Source organism: Sagittula sp. S175, assembly GCF_049800975.1.
In the GTDB taxonomy this organism is placed as follows: domain Bacteria; phylum Pseudomonadota; class Alphaproteobacteria; order Rhodobacterales; family Rhodobacteraceae; genus Sagittula.
Genome location: NZ_JBNAGB010000018.1, coordinates 50619 through 69559, shown reverse-complemented (window position 1 = coordinate 69559; position 18941 = coordinate 50619). Strand labels below are relative to the sequence as shown.

At 65.2% G+C, this 18941-nt stretch carries 15 protein-coding genes; 12 read left to right on the top strand and 3 right to left on the bottom strand.

Translation table 11 applies throughout. From position 1 onward, the window contains the following. Window positions 1-28 precede the first annotated feature (28 nt). The 10 genes from gltB to ACP16H_RS19150 all read left to right on the top strand — a co-directional run bounded on the left by gltB (window position 29) and on the right by ACP16H_RS19150 (window position 14045). A complete protein-coding gene (gene gltB / locus ACP16H_RS19195) occupies window positions 29-4564 on the top strand; it encodes a glutamate synthase large subunit (protein WP_425073860.1) in 4536 nt (1511 codons plus the stop codon). A gap of 85 nt (window positions 4565-4649) precedes the next feature. Next, complete coding sequence (locus tag ACP16H_RS19190; RefSeq protein ID WP_425073859.1) at window positions 4650-5009, top strand: putative quinol monooxygenase; 360 nt, start codon at window positions 4650-4652, stop codon at window positions 5007-5009. 202 nt (window positions 5010-5211) lie between these two features. Continuing rightward, complete coding sequence (mtgA, locus tag ACP16H_RS19185; RefSeq protein WP_425073858.1) at window positions 5212-5958, top strand: monofunctional biosynthetic peptidoglycan transglycosylase; 747 nt, start codon at window positions 5212-5214, stop codon at window positions 5956-5958. Between the two features lie 103 nt (window positions 5959-6061). Further along, entirely contained in the window at window positions 6062-6727 is a 666-nt protein-coding gene (locus ACP16H_RS19180; protein ID WP_425073857.1) for a glutathione S-transferase family protein, read from the top strand. A 122-nt stretch (window positions 6728-6849) separates the two neighbouring features. After that, window positions 6850-7881 carry a tRNA epoxyqueuosine(34) reductase QueG gene (gene queG, locus ACP16H_RS19175; RefSeq protein WP_425073856.1) on the top strand — a complete coding sequence of 344 codons (1032 nt, stop codon included), beginning with the start codon at window positions 6850-6852 and terminating at the stop codon, window positions 7879-7881. Between the two features lie 429 nt (window positions 7882-8310). After that, entirely contained in the window at window positions 8311-8760 is a 450-nt protein-coding gene (msrB, locus tag ACP16H_RS19170) for a peptide-methionine (R)-S-oxide reductase MsrB (RefSeq protein ID WP_425073855.1), read from the top strand. After that, window positions 8757-9263 carry a peptide-methionine (S)-S-oxide reductase MsrA gene (gene msrA, locus ACP16H_RS19165; protein ID WP_425073854.1) on the top strand — a complete coding sequence of 169 codons (507 nt, stop codon included), beginning with the start codon at window positions 8757-8759 and terminating at the stop codon, window positions 9261-9263. The genes msrB and msrA overlap by 4 nt, the downstream gene beginning before the upstream one ends. Window positions 9264-9501: 238 nt before the next feature. Beyond that, a complete protein-coding gene (locus ACP16H_RS19160) occupies window positions 9502-10965 on the top strand; it encodes a methyl-accepting chemotaxis protein (protein ID WP_425073853.1) in 1464 nt (487 codons plus the stop codon). Between the two features lie 365 nt (window positions 10966-11330). Further along, the gene (locus ACP16H_RS19155; RefSeq protein WP_425073852.1) at window positions 11331-11942 is read left to right on the top strand and encodes a class I SAM-dependent methyltransferase; all 612 of its coding nucleotides are present in this window, start codon (window positions 11331-11333) and stop codon (window positions 11940-11942) included. 78 nt (window positions 11943-12020) lie between these two features. Beyond that, window positions 12021-14045: an FAD-dependent oxidoreductase gene (locus tag ACP16H_RS19150; protein WP_425073851.1), complete on the top strand. Its 2025-nt coding sequence runs from the start codon at window positions 12021-12023 to the stop codon at window positions 14043-14045. 165 nt (window positions 14046-14210) lie between these two features. Here the strand turns inward: ACP16H_RS19150 and rsmD are convergent, their stop codons facing one another. Both rsmD and ACP16H_RS19140 read right to left on the bottom strand, forming a co-directional pair. Further along, window positions 14211-14780: a 16S rRNA (guanine(966)-N(2))-methyltransferase RsmD gene (gene rsmD, locus ACP16H_RS19145; protein WP_425073850.1), complete on the bottom strand. Its 570-nt coding sequence runs from the start codon at window positions 14778-14780 to the stop codon at window positions 14211-14213. Then, window positions 14777-15982, bottom strand: a complete 1206-nt coding sequence (locus ACP16H_RS19140; protein WP_425073849.1) for an NAD(P)/FAD-dependent oxidoreductase — start codon at window positions 15980-15982, stop codon at window positions 14777-14779. The genes rsmD and ACP16H_RS19140 overlap by 4 nt, the downstream gene beginning before the upstream one ends. 102 nt (window positions 15983-16084) lie before the next feature. Between ACP16H_RS19140 and ACP16H_RS19135 the strand changes: the two genes are divergently transcribed. Next, complete coding sequence (locus tag ACP16H_RS19135; RefSeq protein ID WP_425073848.1) at window positions 16085-16573, top strand: peroxiredoxin; 489 nt, start codon at window positions 16085-16087, stop codon at window positions 16571-16573. Window positions 16574-16782: 209 nt separating this feature from the next. On the opposite strand, the gene ACP16H_RS19130 is transcribed toward ACP16H_RS19135, so the two are convergent. Next, a complete protein-coding gene (locus tag ACP16H_RS19130) occupies window positions 16783-17295 on the bottom strand; it encodes an N-acetyltransferase family protein (protein ID WP_425073847.1) in 513 nt (170 codons plus the stop codon). 149 nt (window positions 17296-17444) lie between these two features. Between ACP16H_RS19130 and creD the strand changes: the two genes are divergently transcribed. Next, window positions 17445-18914, top strand: a complete 1470-nt coding sequence (creD, locus tag ACP16H_RS19125; protein ID WP_425073846.1) for a cell envelope integrity protein CreD — start codon at window positions 17445-17447, stop codon at window positions 18912-18914. The last annotated feature ends 27 nt before the right edge of the window (window positions 18915-18941 follow it).

The following is an 18941-nucleotide window of genomic DNA, read 5'->3' as shown; positions in this document are numbered from 1 at the left end:
AGAGGGCCTTGAACGGAGGGCGTGAGCCATGACCAAGTACGATGCTGAATGGGTCCGGGCCGAGGAAGCCAAGCGCAAGTGGATGTCGGAGAACGGCATGTACCACGAGAGCGAAGAGCATTCGTCGTGCGGTGTGGGTCTTGCGGTGAGCCTTGACGGCAAGCCGTCGCGCAAGGTCGTGGAGGCGGGGATTACCGCGCTGAAGGCGATCTGGCACCGCGGGGCTGTCGATGCCGACGGCAAGACCGGCGACGGGGCGGGCATCCACGTGCAGATCCCGGCACCGTTCTTTTACGACCAGGTCGAGCGGACGGGGCATACCCCGCGCAAGGATCAGCTGATGGCCGTGGGGCAGGTGTTCCTGCCGCGCACGGATTTCGGCGCGCAGGAGGCCTGCCGGACCATCGTCGAGACCGAAGTGCTGCGCATGGGCTATTACATCTACGGCTGGCGTCATGTGCCGGTGAACGTGGATTGCCTTGGCGAGAAGGCGAACGCGACCCGTCCCGAGATCGAGCAGATCCTGCTGTCGAATTCCAAGGGCGTGGACGAAGAGACCTTTGAGCGCGAGCTGTACGTCATTCGTCGTCGTATCGAGAAGGCGGCGGCGGCGGCGGGCGTGGGCCAGCTGTACATCGCGTCGCTGTCCTGCCGGTCGATCATCTACAAGGGCATGATGCTGGCGGAGCAGGTGTCGGAGTTCTATCCGGACCTGCAGGACGAGCGCTTTGAGTCGGCGTTTGCGATCTATCACCAGCGCTATTCCACCAACACCTTTCCGCAGTGGTGGCTGGCGCAGCCGTTCCGGATGCTGGCGCACAACGGCGAGATCAACACGCTGAAGGGCAACGTCAACTGGATGAAGTCGCACGAGATCCGCATGGCCTCGTCGACCTTTGGCGAGCTGGCGGAGGACATCAAGCCGATCATCGCGAACGGGGCTTCGGATTCGGCGGCTTTGGATGGGGTGTTCGAGGTTCTGGTGCGCGCGGGCCGGTCTGCGCCGATGGCGAAGACCATGCTGGTGCCGGAGAGCTGGTCCAAGCAGGCGGTGGACTTGCCGGAATCGTGGCGGGATATGTATTCCTACTGCAACTCGGTCATGGAGCCCTGGGATGGTCCGGCGGCGCTGGCGATGACCGATGGCCGTTGGGTCTGTGGCGGGCTTGACCGCAACGGTCTGCGTCCGATGCGCTATGTGGTGACGGGTGACGGGCTGCTGATCGCGGGGTCCGAGGCGGGCATGGTCCCGGTCGAGGAAGCGACCGTGCGCGAGAAGGGCGCCCTGGGGCCGGGTCAGATGATCGCGGTCGATATGGCCGAGGGCAAGCTGTACCACGACACCGAGATCAAGGACCGTCTGGCGGCCTCGCAGCCGTTCGGCGAGTGGGTCGGCAAGATCAACGAGCTGGACGAAGAGCTGGGCAAGATCACCGAGACGGCGATGTTCGAAGGTGCGGAGCTGCGCCGTCGTCAGATCGCGGCCGGTTACACCATCGAGGAGCTGGAGCAGATCCTTGCGCCGATGGCCGAGGACGCCAAGGAGACGCTGGCGTCCATGGGTGACGACACGCCGAGCGCGGTCCTGTCCAAGAAGTACCGCCCGCTGTCGCATTACTTCCGCCAGAACTTCAGCCAGGTGACCAACCCGCCGATCGACTCCCTGCGCGAATTCCGCGTGATGAGCCTGAAGACGCGGTTCGGCAACCTGAAGAACGTGCTGGATGAATCGTCGTCGCAGACCGAGATCCTCGTGCTGGACACGCCGTTCGTCGGCAACGCTCAGTTCGTCGAGCTGCAAAAGCAGTTCAACGCGCCCTGCACGACCATCGACTGTACCTTTGTCCCCGGCAAGAACGCGCTGCGGGACGGGCTGGCGCGCATCCGCGCCGAGGCCGAGGAGGCGGTGTCCTCGGGAGCGGGTCACATCATCCTGACCGATGAGGCCGTCAGCGAGGATCGCATCGCCATGCCGATGATCCTGGCCACCAGCGCGGTGCACAGCCACCTGACGCGCAAGGGCCTGCGGACCTTCTGCTCGCTCAACGTGCGGTCGGCGGAATGCATCGACCCGCATTACTTTGCGGTGCTGATCGGTGCGGGCGCGACCATCGTGAACCCCTACCTCGCCGAGGACAGCCTTGCGGACCGCATCAAGCGCGGCCTGCTGGACATGTCCCTGACCGAGGCCGTGGCGCGTTACCGCGAAGCCATCGACCAAGGCCTGCTGAAGATCATGTCCAAGATGGGCATCTCGGTCATCTCGTCCTATCGCGGCGGTCTGAACTTCGAGGCCGTGGGCCTGTCCCGTGCCATGTGCGCGGAATACTTCCCCGGCATGATCAGCCGCATCTCGGGGATCGGTGTGAACGGGATCCAGAAGAAGGCCGAAGAGGTCCACGCGCTGGGCTTCAAGGGCGGGCGCGACGTGCTGCCGATCGGTGGCTTCTACAAGGCGCGCAAGTCCGGCGAGACCCACGCGTGGGGTGCGCAGACCATGCACCTGATGCAGGCGGCCTGTGACCGCGCGTCGTATGAACTGTGGAAGCAGTATTCGAACGCGATGCAGGCGAACCCGCCGATCCATCTGCGTGACCTGCTGGCGATCAAGCCGCTGGGCAAGGCGATCCCGATCGAAGAGGTGGAATCGATCACCTCGATCCGCAAGAGGTTCGTGACGCCGGGCATGTCGCTGGGGGCGTTGTCGCCCGAGGCGCACAAGCTGCTGAACGTGGCGATGAACCGTATCGGCGCGAAGTCGGATTCGGGTGAGGGCGGTGAAGATCCGGCACACTTCGTGCCGGAGCCCAACGGCGACAACCCGTCGGCGAAGATCAAGCAGGTGGCCTCGGGTCGTTTCGGTGTCACCGCCGAGTACCTGAATCACTGCGAGGAACTGGAGATCAAGGTCGCGCAGGGGGCGAAGCCCGGCGAGGGTGGCCAGCTGCCCGGCATGAAGGTCACCGACCTGATCGCGCGCCTGCGTCACTCGACCAAGGGCGTGACGCTGATCTCTCCGCCGCCGCACCACGACATCTACTCGATCGAAGACCTCGCGCAGCTGATCTACGACCTCAAGCAGATCAACCCGCGCTGCAAGGTGACGGTGAAGCTGGTGGCGTCTTCGGGCGTCGGCACCATCGCGGCGGGCGTGGCGAAGGCGAAGGCCGACACCATCCTGATCTCGGGCCACAATGGCGGCACCGGGGCGTCTCCGGCCACCTCCATCAAATACGCGGGTCTGCCGTGGGAGATGGGTCTGACCGAGGCGCATCAGGTTCTGGCGATGAACAACCTTCGGTCGCGCGTCACGCTGCGGACGGACGGTGGTCTGCGCACCGGTCGTGACATCGTCATGGCGGCGATGATGGGGGCCGAGGAATACGGCATCGGCACCGCCGCGCTGATCGCCATGGGCTGCATCATGGTGCGCCAGTGCCAGTCGAACACCTGCCCGGTCGGCGTGTGTACGCAGGACGAGGCGCTGCGCGCCAAGTTCACCGGGACGGCGGATAAGGTGGTCAACCTGATCTCCTTCTACGCCACCGAAGTGCGCGAGATCCTTGCGGAAATCGGTGCGCGGTCGCTGTCCGAGGTGATCGGTCGTGCGGACCTGCTGACGCAGGTGTCGCGCGGTGCGGAGCATCTGGACGATCTGGACCTGAACCCGCTGCTGATCCGCGTCGATGGCTCGGACAAGATCGAGTACGACCGTGACCGTGCGCGCAATGCCGTGCCGGACACGCTGGATGCCGAGATCGTCCGGGATGCCGCGCGCTTCCTGCAGGATGGGGAAAAGATGCAGCTGTCCTATTCGGTGCAGAACACGCACCGGACTGTGGGCACGCGGGTCTCGTCGCACATCGTGTCGAAGTTCGGCATGCGCAACGCGCTGCAACCGGATCACCTGCACATCAAGCTGACGGGCTCTGCCGGTCAGTCGCTGGGGGCGTTCGCGGCACCGGGTCTGAAGATCGAAGTGTCGGGCGATGCCAACGACTATGTCGGCAAGGGCCTGTCGGGCGGCACCGTGGTGGTGCGTCCGCCGCTGGTCTCGCCGCTGGTGGCCTCGGAGAACACGATCATCGGCAATACCGTTCTGTACGGGGCGACCGACGGTTACCTCTTTGCAGCGGGCAAGGCCGGTGAGCGTTTCGCGGTGCGGAACTCCGGTGCGAAGGTCGTGGTCGAAGGCTGCGGGTCGAACGGGTGTGAATACATGACCGGCGGCGTTGCGGTGATCCTGGGCGGGATCGGTGCGAACTTTGGCGCGGGCATGACCGGCGGCATGGCGTACCTGTACGACCCGAAGGACGAGGCCAAGGACATGATGAACATGGAGAGCCTTGTCACCTGCAAGGTCACCGTGTCCGCATGGGAAGACCAGTTGAAGGATCTGATCCAGCGTCACTTTGACGAGACCCGGTCGCAGAAGGCCGCCGAGATCCTGCAGCACTGGGATCTGGAGAAGGGCAATTTCGTCCAGGTCTGCCCGACCGAGATGCTGAACAAGATCCCGCATCCGCTGGGCATCGAGGAAAGCAAGGCGGTCCCGGCGGAGTAATCCGCCCGGTCCAGGCCCGACGTTTGGAGATTTGCGCGTCCCGGGGTATCCTCGGGGCGCGTTTTTTCGTTTGAGGGATTTGGAGATGATCGAACTGGCAGGGGAATTGATCTGCGTGTCACCGCAAGAGGCCGAGGTCGTGCGGGCCTATCTGCCTGACCATGTGGCGCTGACGCGGGAAGAGGAGGGCTGTGTCCTGTTCGAGGTGCTGCCGGTGGGCGGCGGCGTCTGGACGGTGCATGAGCTGTTCACGGATATGACGGCCTTCGAGGCGCATCAGGCGCGGGTACAGGTGTCGGAGTGGGGGCGGGCAACGGCGGCGATCCGGCGCAACTACGATGTGCGCGAGGTGGCGGACCCGGTGGAGCCTGCTGCGGAGCATGTGCATGACCATCCCCATGAGCACGATCACGCCCATCATCCCCATGGCGGTGACGCTGGGTGAATCTCCCCCCTTTCGCCGCAATTGTGTCCGTTGGTTGGCTAAATTTGGCGACATAAAGGGATTGTTCGCATAGTGGCGATATGAAGGACCTTGAATGAAGTCGATCTCTCAGTCTCACGGGGCGGGGCGGCGCTGTCCGGCGATGGGCGGGGCCGCCTCGTTTTTTGCTCGCGCCCGGGGACGGGCGGTGTAGACAGGGCGCATGGCGACACGGGCAAAGACGGCGCGCCCCGGCAAGGCGCGCAAGGGAACAGGGGCAAAGGGCGGTCTGCGGACGCGCCTGCGGCGCGTCGTGTTCAGGGGAGTTCTGGCTTTGGCAGGTTTCGTCGTTCTGGCTGTGGCGCTGTTCACCGTGGTGAACCCGCCGACCACGCATACCATCTGGACCGAGGCCGCGCGGTTGGGGTCGGTGGACCGGCAGTGGGTCGACGTGGATGACGTGGCGCCGGTGATGCTGCGGTCCGTCGTGGCGGCGGAGGATGCGAATTTCTGCGAGCACTGGGGGTTCGACATGAGCGCCATCCGGGCCGCGATCGAGGAAGGCGCGGCGCGGGGCGGGTCGACGATCTCTCAGCAGGTGGTGAAGAACGTGTACCTCTGGCAGGATCGGTCGTGGCTGCGCAAGGCGCTGGAGGCCGGGCTGACCCCGCTGGTCGAAGGCATGTGGTCCAAGCGGCGCATCCTCGAAGTCTACCTGAACGTTGCGGAATTCGACGAGGGCGTGTTCGGCGTACAGGCCGCATCGGAGCGCTATTTCGGCGTGCAGCCGGCAGACCTGAGCCCGCGGCAGGCGGCGCTGCTGGCGGCGGTGCTGCCTTCGCCCAAGACCCGCGATGCGGCGCGCCCGGACAAGGCGCTGAACCGCCGCGCCCGCGCCGTCGAGGATGGGGCGGCAACGATCCGCGCCGATGGCCGCGCGGCCTGTTTCGAGGGCGGACAGGCCGGGTGATCCCTGCCGCAACGACGGCAAAGCCGCGCCGTGGCTTCTCCTGTGGCTTGAATCCGGGGGCGGTTCGGGGGTAGGACGGGGCGTCTTCTACATCGGGATTTTCATGGCAAAGCTGTATCACGTGCCGCTCTCTCCCTTCTGTCGCAAGGTGCGTCTGAGCCTCGCGGAGAAGAAGATCGAATGCGAACTGGTCGAGGAACGCTACTGGGAACAGGACCCGGATTTCCTGCGTCGCAATCCGGCGGCCAAGGTGCCTGTGCTGCGCATCGACGGCAAGACCATGGCGGAATCGGCGGCCATCTGCGAGTGGATCGAGGAGAAGTATCCCGAGCCGTCGCTGATGCCGCGCTCGGCCGACGGGCGCTACGAGGTGCGGCGGCTGGTGAGCTGGTTCGATGACAAGTTCCACCACGAGGTGACCTCGAAGCTGCTGTACGAGCGGGTGAACAAGAAGGTCATGAAGGCCGGTTTCCCGGATTCCGGCAACGTGAAGTCCGGGGCGAAGGCGATCAAGTATCATCTGGATTACCTCGCCTGGCTGCTGGAGCATCGGCGCTGGCTGGCCGGGGACAACATGACGCTGGCGGATTTCGCGGCCGCCGCGCATCTATCGTCGCTGGATTACATCAGTGACGTCGACTGGAACCGGTCGGAGGCCGTGAAGGACTGGTACGCCAAGATCAAGTCGCGCCCGGCCTTCCGGTCGATCCTCGCCGACCAGGTGCCGGGCTTTCCGCCGCCGGCGCATTATGCGGACCTCGATTTCTGAGGGGGGACGATCTTTCTGCGAAAGATCGGGCGCGGGCTGCGCCCGCGTCGGGGGCTCTGCCCCCGGTCTGCCGCTGGCAGACTCCCCCGAGGGTATTTTCGTCAAGATGAAGGGGCAGGGGTGTGCTTGAGCTGACGGCTGCGCTGAAGGTCGAGGCGGATGCCGTGGGTTTCTCGGCCTGCCGGGTGTGTCGTCCGTCGGATGTGCCACAGGTGGCGGAACGCCTGGCAGAGTTCGTGGCGCTGGGGCGGCACGGGCAGATGGGCTGGATGGCAGAGCGCATGGGGTGGCGGGGCGATCCCGGCGCGCTTTGGCCCGAGGCGCGGTCGGTGGTGATGCTGGCGGAGAATTACGGGCCGGAGGGCGATCCTTTGGCGGTGCTGGGGCAGCGTGACCGGGGGGCGGTCAGTGTCTACGCGCAGGGGCGCGATTATCATGACGTGGTGAAGAAGCGCCTGAAGCGGCTGGGGCGTTGGTTGATCGACGCGTCAGGTTCCGATCCTGAAATCAAGGTCTTCGTGGATACGGCGCCGGTCATGGAGAAGCCGTTGGGGCAGGCGGCGGGCTTGGGTTGGCAGGGCAAGCATACGAATCTTGTCAGCCGCGCATTGGGGTCGTGGTTCTTCCTGGGCTGCATCTTTACCACGCTGGAGTTGCAGGTGGATGCGCCGGAGGTGGATCACTGCGGGTCCTGCCGGAAGTGTCTGGACATCTGCCCGACGGGGGCTTTTCCCGCGCCTTATCAGTTGGATGCACGGAGGTGTGTGTCGTACCTGACGATCGAGCACAAGGGACCGGTGGACGAGGCGCTGCGTCCGGGGCTGGGCAACCGCATCTACGGGTGTGACGATTGTCTTGCGGTCTGTCCGTGGAACAAGTTTGCGCAGGTGGCGGTAGAGGTGAAATATGCGGCGGCGGTCGGGGCGCCGCTGCTGGAAGACCTGGCGGGGCTGGATGATGCGGCCTTTCGGGCGCGATTTTCCGGGTCGCCGATCAAGCGGATCGGGCGCGACAGGATGGTGCGCAACGTCTTGTATGCCATCGGAAATTCCGGAGAGGCGCGATTGCGGAGCGTGGCGCAGTCCTTGTGTGACGATCCGGACGCGGCGGTGCGGGACGCGGCGCGCTGGGCGGTGGGATGTCTGGCGTTGTAACGCGGCCCTGATGCCACAATTTGCGCGAGATCGGCGCTTTTGCACGACGTTGGGTCAAACGGACTCTTGCATACTATACAAAAGCGTGATGGAGTCGGCGCACGCCGAGTGGGGGACGTGCTGCCAATACGCAATCACTCAATGGTGAAATGACAGGTAACCGTTATCGGTTGCCCAATTGTGACGCGTGCAAGCCGCGTCGCTTTTGGGTGGGTATGACGGGCGCAGAGCTGCCATCTCCGCGCCCGAGGCGACTTTCGTGATCTTGGGAGAAAGCGGTCGTCACCCGCCTGTTACATGGCAGGCGCAGGCAATTCACGCAACCCTCACGCACGAACCCGTGTGCGATGTTTCGCCGAGCTTTGCTTATCGGCAACAGCCCCTATTTGATGCATCATGGTTGAGACGCGGCCGCACAGGAGGGAAATCGTGGCAAAATATGAACGACGCCCGGAGGTTATCGAACAGCTGACGCCGGAACAGTACCGCGTCACGCAGGAGAGCGGGACGGAGCGGCCGGGGACCGGTGCATACCTGTCGAACAAGGCTGCGGGCATCTACGTGGACATCGTTTCGGGTGAACCTCTGTTCGCCAGCGCCGCGAAATACGAATCGGGGTGCGGTTGGCCGAGCTTTGTAAAACCGATCGAGCCGGACAACGTGGTCGAGTTGCGCGACCTGAGCCACGGGATGGTGCGGGTCGAGGTCCGCTCGAAGCACGGTGACAGTCATCTGGGGCATGTGTTCCCGGACGGGCCGATGGATCGCGGTGGCCTGCGCTATTGCATCAACTCGGCGGCGCTGCGATTCATCGCCAAAGAGGACATGGAGGCGGAAGGGTACGGTGCGTACCTGGCCCAGGTGGAGGACGTGGTATGACGGAACGGGCTGTTTTGGCGGGCGGATGCTTCTGGGGAATGCAGGAGTTGATCCGCAAATTGCCCGGAGTGGAGAGCACAAGGGTCGGCTACACCGGGGGAGATGTGGAAAATGCGACCTATCGCAACCACGGGACCCATGCGGAGGGAATCGAGATCCTCTTTGATCCGGAGCGGATTTCGTATCGTCGGCTGTTGGAGTTTTTCTTTCAGATCCACGATCCGACGACGCCGAACCGGCAGGGGAACGATCTGGGGATGAGCTATCGCTCTGCGATCTATTACGAAAATGACGCTCAGAGAGCCTGTGCGCTGGAAACCATCGCGGATGTCGAAGCATCCGGGTTGTGGCCTGGAAAGGTCGTGACCGAGGTCGAGCCGGTGGGTGATTTCTGGCAGGCGGAGGCCGAGCATCAGGACTACCTGCAGCGTCTGCCAAATGGTTACACTTGTCATTTTCCGAGGCCTGACTGGGTGTTACCGGCCCGAAACGCGGCTGAGTGACGGCAGCCATTAAGGGGATGGCAAGACGAGACGGCTAATCGTTGCTGCGCCGGGGTCCGTTTGGACCCCGGCGCTTTTCGATACGGGGCCGTTCCGCATGACTGTGAAATCCGAAGTCGCCTCGCGCGAAGCCTGCAATCTGTCATTGGTCGCCATGGCGTTGATTGCGCCGTTTCCTCCCGTGGCGGCTTGGCATGCAGGGACAAGCGTCGCCATTCCGCTTGTGGGGGTCACAGTCATGATGGCACTGGGCTTTCTGGCGCGGCGTACACGCACGCGTGCAAGTGATTTCACGTTGGTTGCTGCGATGACGGGCTTGCCGATGATGGCGGCCGCCGCGTCGGCCGGGAATGGCTGGCAGTTGGACATGCACATGCTGTTCTTCGTGATGCTGGCGGCCGTGTCCTCGCTGGCGTCGATCTCGTTGTTGCTGTGGTGCGCGGCCCTGACCGCGGTGCATCACATCACGTTCACGGTGTGGTTTCCTTCGCTGGTCTATCCCAGCGCTGATTTGATGGAAAACGTGTTCCGTACGGGTGTGCATGCGGTGATCGTACTCATCGAAACCGGGGTGCTGGTTATGCGGGTCCTCAGCCGCAATCGGATGCTGGCTCAGCTGGGTGCGTCGGCAGAGGAGCAGACGCGGCAGAGCGCTCTAGCGCGCGAGGCGCGGTCGCAGGCCGAAGACGCACAGAAGCGGGCCACGCAAGTGGTCGATCTGCTGCGTGCGCGGCTCAGCCGGTTGGCGCAACGTGACCTCACCTGTGTGATCGAACAGCGGCTCGAGGGCGGCTATGAGGAGATGCGCCGCGATTTCAACGGTGCGGTCGAAACGCTGCGCGGCGCCATCGCAGAGACGGCGAGCGCGGCACACACCTTCCACGACGAGGCTGCGGCGCTGACTGCTTCGACCACCGACCTGTCGCGCCGTGGGGAATCGCAGGCACATGATCTGGCGCAGACCAACGCGACCTTTGGCGCGATGACCGATGCGGTACGGTCCACGGCGGAAAAGGCGGGGGAAGCCTCGCGCGCAGCGCAGGAAGCCAATTCAAAGGCGGAGCGCTCGCGCGAGATCACCGGTCGCGCCATGGAGGCGATGCGCTCGATCGAGAGTTCGTCGGGTGAGATCGCGCGCATCATCGACCTGATCGACGACATCTCTTTCCAGACCAACCTGCTGGCGCTGAATGCTGGCGTCGAAGCAAGCCGTGCCGGGGAATCCGGCAAGGGCTTCGCCGTTGTGGCGATGGAGGTGCAGCAACTGGCGCAGCGCACCGCCGAGGCCGCCAGCGGCATTCGCGACCTTATCGTCGAGAGCGAGGAGCGGGTGAGCGAGGGCGTGGAATTGGTGTCTGGCGCTATTGCTTCTCTCGAAGAAATCAGGGCTGAGGTGCATCGTGTGAGCACATTCAACAAGGAGATCAGCGCAAAGTGTGCCGAGCAGAGCGAGGCGCTGGACGGACTGACCCGCACCATGACCGCAATCGACCACAACACTCAGTCCACCGCTGCCATGAGCGAAGAGCTGGCAGCAATGTCTGACCGGATCGCGCGCGCCGCGCAGGATCTGGCAGGACGCATGGAAGGGTTCACGACGCGGATGGGGGCTGGCGGAGGGCGCGTGTCGGCTCAGGACGAGGATCAGGGATGGCCCATGGAGGAGGGCGATGGCACGGAAGAAGGAATGCGGGCGGCCTGAACGCTCAGCAGGCCACGTGACCCTTCGGGGCCAGTATCGGAAAGTGCGCTACGGCGCTTCGAATTCAGCGTCTGGGGAGTTCCGGGTGAAATTGTGCCGCTCAACGCGCACGTCACGGAAACCCGCAGGGATTAGGCATATCTACGATTTGAATTGAACTGAGGGCGCTGGCTCCTGTCACGTTGCGTGTCCTTAAAGCCTCTGGTTCGATGACAGGAGGCTACATTTTGGGGCAAGTCATGGTGGGCGCAAAGCGGCAAGCCTTCTTTGCATGCCGTCCTGTATGGATACTCTGCGCAAACTGTGGATGGCCGTTGGGCGATCATCAGGGCTAGGGTCATTTCGCGACTACAGCGGAGGGCACCATGGCTGATGTGGCATTCTGGGACAGGATTGCGGACAGATACGCGGCGCGGGCGGTTGGCAACGAAACCGCCTATGCGGGGACGCTCGAGCGGGTGCGCGCCTGGCTGCGCTCTGACATGTCGGTGATGGAGATCGGGTGCGGAACCGGAACGACTGCTTTGCGACTGGCTGGATCCGTGGCGCACTACCTCGGGACCGATCTATCGGGAGAGATGCTGCGGATTGCGCGGGGGCGGGCAGCGGGCGTTCCAGTGGTGAGCTTCGAGCAGGCCGCGGCAGAGACGGCGGGTGCCGGTCGACGGTTTGACGCCATTTGCGCCTTCAACCTCATGCATCTCGTGGAGGATCGCGGGGCGGTTCTGGCGCATGTGCAGGATAGGCTTTCGCCGGGCGGTTTGTTCATCTCGAAAACGCCCTGTCTAGGGCACAAGCCCTGGCTGCGCCCAGTCGTCTGGGGGATGCAGTGCTTTGGCAAGGCGCCGAGCGTGGCGCACTTCCTCAAGGTCGCGGAGTGGGAGCAGGAGCTTGTTCAGGCGGGCTTTGACATCGTCGAGACCGGAGATTACCCGGCGGGTCTGCCCAATCATTTCGTGGTTGCCCGTTTGCCGTGAGCCGCGACTGACGTGACGTGTCGCGTGACAAGGGAAGCCTGATCGTGTGTGCTGCGCCCTGATTTAGGGAGGCTTACCATGACCGCATATCCGCATTTGCTGCGCCCGCTCGACCTTGGGTTTACCACGTTGAAGAACCGGGTGCTGATGGGGTCCATGCACACGAACCTCGAAGAGCGGGGCGATTGGAACGCGGTGGCGGAGTTCTATGCCACGCGGGCGCGCGGCGGCGTCGGCCTGATGGTCACGGGCGGCATGGCGCCGAACCGCGAGGGGGGCGTGTTCCCCGGCGCAGCGGGGCTGTTTTCGGGTGAGGACATTGCCAATCACCGGATGGTCACGGACCGGGTGCATGAGGGGGGCGGCAAGATCGCGATGCAGATCCTGCACGCGGGGCGCTACGCCTACGGGCCGGACTGCGTTGCGCCGAGTGCGGTGAAGTCGCCGATTTCTCCCTTTCCGCCAAAGGCTTTGGACGAGGAGGGGATCGAGAAGCAGATCAGTGACATGGCCACGGCGGCGGCGCGGGCGCGCGAGGCGGACTATGACGGTGTCGAGGTGATGGGGTCGGAGGGATACTTCCTGAACCAGTTCCTCGTGACCCATACCAACAAGCGCGAGGACCGCTGGGGCGGGTCGTACGAGAACCGGATGCGCCTGCCCGTGGAGGTGATGAAACGGGTGCGCGCTGCGGTGGGCGACGATTTCATCGTGATTTTCCGCCTGTCGATGATTGACCTCGTGCCCAATGGGTCGACCCATGAGGAGGTCGTGCAGCTGGCGCAGGCTGTCGAGGCGGCGGGGGCCACGATCATCAACACCGGGATTGGCTGGCACGAGGCGCGGGTGCCGACGATTGCCACGAGTGTGCCGCGGGCGGCCTTTGCCTGGGTGACGCAAAAGCTGATGGGGAAGGTGTCGGTCCCGCTGATCTGTTCCAACCGGATCAATACGCCGGAGGTGGCGGAGCGGGTGTTGGCGGAGGGTTGTGCGGACATGGTGTCCTTGGCGCGGCCCTTCCTTGCGGATCCGGAGTTCGTGAACAAGGCGGCGCGGGGGCGGGCGGACCTGATCGCGCCGTGCATCGCCTGCAACCAGGCATGTCTGGATCACACGTTCTCGGGGAAGGTGTCGTCCTGCCTGGTGAACCCGCGTGCGGCGTTCGAGACGACTTTGAAGGTCGAGCCTGCGGCAGCGGTGAAATCCGTGGCCGTGGTGGGCGCGGGGCCTGCCGGGATGGCGGCGGCGGTGACGGCGGCGCAGCGCGGGCATCGGGTGGTGTTGTTCGACCGCGCCGAGGAGGTCGGCGGGCAGTTGAACATGGCCAAGCAGGTGCCGGGCAAGGAGGAGTTCCACGGGTTGGTGGACTGGTTCCGGGCGTCGCTTAACGAGGCCGGGGTCGAGCTGAGGCTGGGCGTTGAGGCTGATGTCGACGCTTTGGTGGGCTTTGACGAGGTGATCGTGGCGACGGGCGTGAACCCGCGCGATCCCGGCATTCCGGGGCAGGATCATGCCAAGGTTGTCGGGTATGTCGATGTTTTGCGGGGTCGCGCGGAGCCGGGCAAGCGGGTCGCGGTTATCGGGGCCGGGGGGATTGGCTTTGACGTGTCGGAGTTCCTGGTGACCGGGGAAAGCCCGACGGAGAGCCTGCCGGACTGGATGCGCGAATGGGGCGTGACGGACCCGGAAACGGTACGGTCGGGGCTGGCGCCCGAGGGGCCGCAGCCGGATGCGCCTTTGCGCGAGGTGGTGATGTTGCAGCGCAAGGCCGAGAAGCCGGGCAAGCGTCTGGGCAAGACGACGGGCTGGATCCATCGGGCGACGCTTCAGATGAAGGGTGTGCAGATGAAGGCCGGGGTGAATTACGAGCGGATCGACGATGCGGGGTTGCATGTGTCCTACGGCGAGGCGCGAGAGCGGCCCGAGGTGATCGCCTGTGACACCGTGGTTCTGTGTGCCGGGCAGGTGAGCGAGCGGTCTTTGGCGGATGCGCTGGAGGCGGCGGGGCTGACGTGCCACGTGATCGGCGGGGCGGATGTGGCCGCCGAGCTGGACGCGAAGCGGGCGATTGACCAGGGGGTCAGGTTGGCGGCTGGTTTGTGAGGCAGGTTTTGGGGGTGGGTGCGATTTGGCGACGCCAAATCGAATGCCGGGGAGGCTCTGCCTCCCCGGACCCCTCCGAGGGTATTTCCATCAAGATGAAGGCAGGGGCGCGCCGCTGATCGTCGGCGTGGGACGCTTGGTGATGGGGCGCAGGAGGGAGTGTTTTTAGGGCGCGCGGAGCAGGGTCACGTGGGTGTCGCCGTAGCGGCGGCTGTTGAGCAGGGTGAAGCCTGCCGGGGGCTGTTGGGGGGCCGACTCTTCCCAGACGATCAGGGCGTTCCGGGCGAGCCAGCCTTGGGACAGGGCTGAGGTCAGGGCCTTGGTGCCGAGGGATTTGCCATAGGGTGGGTCGAGGAAGACGAGGCTGGCGGGTTCGGGCGCGGGTGGCAGACGGGTGGCGTCGCAGGTCAGCAGCGTCGCGTAATCGTGGCCGTTCAGCAGGTCGAGGTTCTCGCGGATGAGGCCCGCGCCGATGCGGCCGCTTTCCACGAAGGTGCAGTGATCCGCTCCGCGCGAGAGCGCTTCGAGGCCGAGGGCGCCGGTGCCTGCGAACAGGTCGAGCACGCGGGCGCCGTCGAAGGGATCACCTTCTGGCCCGTCGAAGCGGCCGCCGGAGAGCATGGAGAAGAGCGACTCGCGCACGCGGTCGGTGGTGGGACGCAGATGCGCGCCCGGGTCGCCTTTGCCCACGTTGGCGAGGCGGCGGCCGCGCCAGTCTCCGGCGATGATCCTCACGCTTTCAGCAGGGCCTTCATGTTCGTCTCCGGGTTGGCGATGTCGGCCTTGGACGGGGATTTCCCCGCTTCGATCAGGCGTTTCCCCACCATGTAGGATTTCGAGTCGTTCATGGCGTCCACCGCCAGCAGGGTGTCGCCTTGGTAGTACCAATGCGACAGGGACTCGCCGTCCTGACGGGTGACGATGTTGTCATAGCCGGTGTTCAGCCCGGCGATTTGCAGTTTCACGTCGTATTGGTCGGACCAGAACCACGGTTTCGCGGTGTAGTCGCGGGTGGTCCCCATGATGTTGTCGGCCACCAGTTCACCCATGTCGATGGCGTTGCCAACGGATTCGAGGCGGATGCGGCCATCGCCATGCGGGAACGACGCGCAGTCGCCTGCGGCCCAGATGGCCGGGTCGGAGGTCTGGCCCTGCGCATTCACGGCGATGCCGTTGAGGATCTCCAGCCCGGCGGTTTCCGCCAGCGCCTGCGCCGGGGTGATGCCGACGCCGACGATGACCATATCCACGTCGAGGGTGGTGCCGTCGGCCAGTTCCGCGCCGGTGACGTGATCCTCACCGAGAAGGCGGACGAGGCCCGTGCCTTCGCGCAGATCGACGCCGTGGGATGTGTGGAGGTCGCGGAACCACGCGGAGGTTTCGGGCGCGGCCACGCGTTGCAGGATGCGGTCGGCGGCTTCGACCAGGGTGACGGTCAGTCCGAGCTTGGCGCAGACGGCGGCCGCTTCGAGGCCGATGTAGCCGCCGCCGACCACGAGGACCTTCTTGCCGGACACGCAGGCGGGGCACATGGCGTCCACGTCCGCCAGTGTGCGTACGCAGAAGACGCCGGCGAGGTCACCGCCGATGGCGGCGGGCAGGCGGCGCGGGATCGACCCGGTGCAGAGCGCGAGGTGGTCGTATGCGATGGCCTTGCCCCCGGCCATGACGGTCTTTGCGTCACGGTCGATGCCGGTCACCGTCTCGTTCAGGTGCAGGTCGATGCCGTTCTCGGGATAGTAGGTGGCGGGGCGCAGATAGAGGCGTTCCTCCTCCATTTCACCCAGCAGGTAGGCCTTGGACAGGGGCGGGCGCTGGTAGGGGGGAACGGGCTCGTCCCCGATCAGGGTGATGGCGCCATCAAAGCCCTTGGAGCGCAGACGCGCCACCAGCGAGGCAGCCGCCTGACCACCGCCCACAACAACGACCTTGCTCATGGTCCCTCTCCCTGATTTTGTGCCCACGCGGGGCCTGTTCCGAGTTAGCGCGCACACTAGGTAGGGCAGGCAGGAAACGCAATTCCAAGGAGGGACGGAAAGATGGCGATTTCACAGGGTGACATGCTGCCGGAGGCAACTCTGTTGCGTATTGGCGAAAACGGGCCCGAAGGCGTGGCGCTGGGCGACTTGGCGAAGGGGCGCAAGTTGGTGATCTTTGCGCTGCCGGGGGCCTATACCGGCACCTGCACCAACGCCCATGTGCCGTCGTTCATCGAGGCAAAGGACGGGTTCACGGCCAAGGGCGTGGACGAGATCATCTGTATCTCGGTCAATGACCCTTTCGTGATGGATTCGTGGTCGCGGCACACCGGAGCGGACAAGGCGGGGATCACCTTCCTTGCGGACAGCGAGGCGGTGTTCACCAAGGCGATGGGGATGGAGTTCACCGCGCCGCCTGCGGGGCTGATCGACCGCTCCAAGCGCTATGCGATGGTGGTCGAGGATGGCAAGGTGACCGCGCTGGCCGCCGAGGAGAACCCGGGCGTCTGCACCGTGTCCTGCGGGCCGGCGGTGCTGGACCTCGCCTGAGGCTTCTGAGGGTACGTCTGGGAGCTGCGGCCCTTTAGACACCGTCTGGGGGCTGCGCCCCCGGGCCCCCGGGGAAGCTGAGATCAAGGTGAAGGCGGGAGATCTGCTTCCCCTTCATCTTGATCCAAATACCTCGGGGGGGCGCGAGGGGGACCCCTCGACGGTGAGCCGGTGCCAAAGGCGCGACATGTTCAGGTCGGCGCCGTTTTTCACGCATACGGCGCGGGCCGGTCGTCCAGCGTCAGTTGCAGGAAGGCAAGGTCGAGCCATTGGCCGAACTTGCAACCGACCTGCGGCAGCAGGCCCACCTGTCGGAAACCCAGCGTTTCATGAAGCCGGATCGACGCGGTGTTCCCGGCCTCGATCCCGGCGACCATCGTGTGTTTGCCCAGGGCACGAGCGCGCGGGATGAGGGCCTGCATCAGGGCGCGGCCGATTCCTTTGCCCCGGCCCTCTGCCGCGACGTAGACCGAATGTTCGACCGTGTGGCGGTAGCCGTCGAAGGCGCGCCAGTCGCCGAAGGAGGCGTAGCCGAGCACGGTTTCACCCTCGGTTGCCACCAGGACCGGGTAGCCCGCGCGTCGCCTGTCCGCCAGCCATGCACGGCGGTTGTCCAGATCCACGGGTGTATCGTTCCAGATCGCCGTCGTCTGCAGGACCGCGTCGTTGTAGATCGTCAGGATGGCTGGGAGGTCACTCTCGACGGCGTCTCGGATCTGCATGGTCTGCCCCCTGTCATTGCCGGTCGGGTGTGTCCTGTTCGGCGGCGTCCCGCAAGGGGCGGATCTGCACGGTTCCTGCACGACCTTGCGTCGGCTTCTGCACATTTGGCGTGCGATACCCGTCAGGAAAGTCAGACAGGAGCATTCACATGCCACAGCCGCCGGAAACACCACGCCCCGCCGCACAGCCTCGGCCCTCGTCCCCCGGCAGGCGGTTCCTGACGGTCGGCTTCCTCACCCTTCTGATGTCCGTCCCCACCTTCTTTGCCGCCGAGATCGTTGGCGCGCGGGCGGAGTACCAGGAGGCCACTGCCGCGTCGGTCGGTGAGGAGTGGGGCGGGGCGCAGGTGCTGTCCGGCCCGATCATGGTGATCCCGGTCGAAACCACCGTGACGCGGATGGACACGCGCCCGCGCCTTGACCCGGAGACCGGCGCGCAATTGCTGGGAAAGGAGGGCAAGGCGCTGTTCGAGCGCTTCGAGGAGGTCGTCATCGAGCGCAGCGACCCCGTCTACCTGCTGCCCGAGACCTTCGACGCCGAGGTTTCGACCGAGACGCAGGAGCGCGCGCGCGGCATCTTTCGCGTGCCGGTCTATTCCGGTCGGTTGACGGCCAGTTTCGATTTTGCCCCCGAGGCGGCGGTGTCACAGATCGGGCCGAAGGATCGGCTGTTGTGGGGCGAGGCCGCCCTGCACATGACGGTCAGCGACAATCGCGGCCTGCGCGGCGTGGCGCGGCTGGAGGAGGGCGGCGCGGCACTGGCGCTGGAACCGATGGCGGATCGCGCCGGTCTGGTGGCGCTGATCGGCGACCCGCGCCAACGCGCGGCTTATGCCCTGACGCTGGGTCTGAACGGCGCGCAGCAGCTGATGCTGACGCCATTGGGGCGCGAGAGCCTTGTCAGCCTGACCGGCGACTGGCCGCATCCGTCCTTTGCCGGGGCCTTCCTGCCGGACAGTTCCGAGGTCACCGAGGACGGGTTCACCGCCCGCTGGACCATCCCGCATCTCGCGCGGTCCCTGCCGCAGGCGGGGCGGTCGGACCCGGACCCGGTGGCGCGGCGCGCGGCGGCCTTTGGTGTGTCCTACGTGACGCCGAATGACTTCTATCAAAAGGCATGGCGGGCGGCGCGCTACGGGATCCTTTTCGTCGGTCTGACCTTCCTGACGATCCTGCTGATGGACCGCACGTCGGACAGGCCCGCGCACCCGGTGCAATACCTGCTGGCGGGGCTGGCACAAACGACCTTTGTGCTGCTGATGGTCAGCTATGCCGAGGCGATCGGTTTCACCGCCGCTTACCTTCTGGCCGCAGGAGCGGTCATCGGGCTGCTGACCCTCTTCGGCTTTGTCGGGTTGAAGCTGGGGGTGCGGGCACTGGGGCTGGGCGCAGTTCTGTCGGTGGTCTACGCCGTGCTCTACGTCATCCTGCAAAGCGCCGATCACGCGCTGATCGCCGGATCGACCCTCGCCTTTGCCGCGCTGGCCCTGACCATGTTCGTCACCCGCGACGAGGACTGGCACGGGCCCGAGCGCGCCCCGAAAGGCCAGGGCCCCTTGCGCCGTTGGCTGGGTGCAACAGCGACTGACCCTGTGGTCGGGCCCTCGGCGCACCCGTGATGCGTCGACCTGACGGCGGGATCAGGC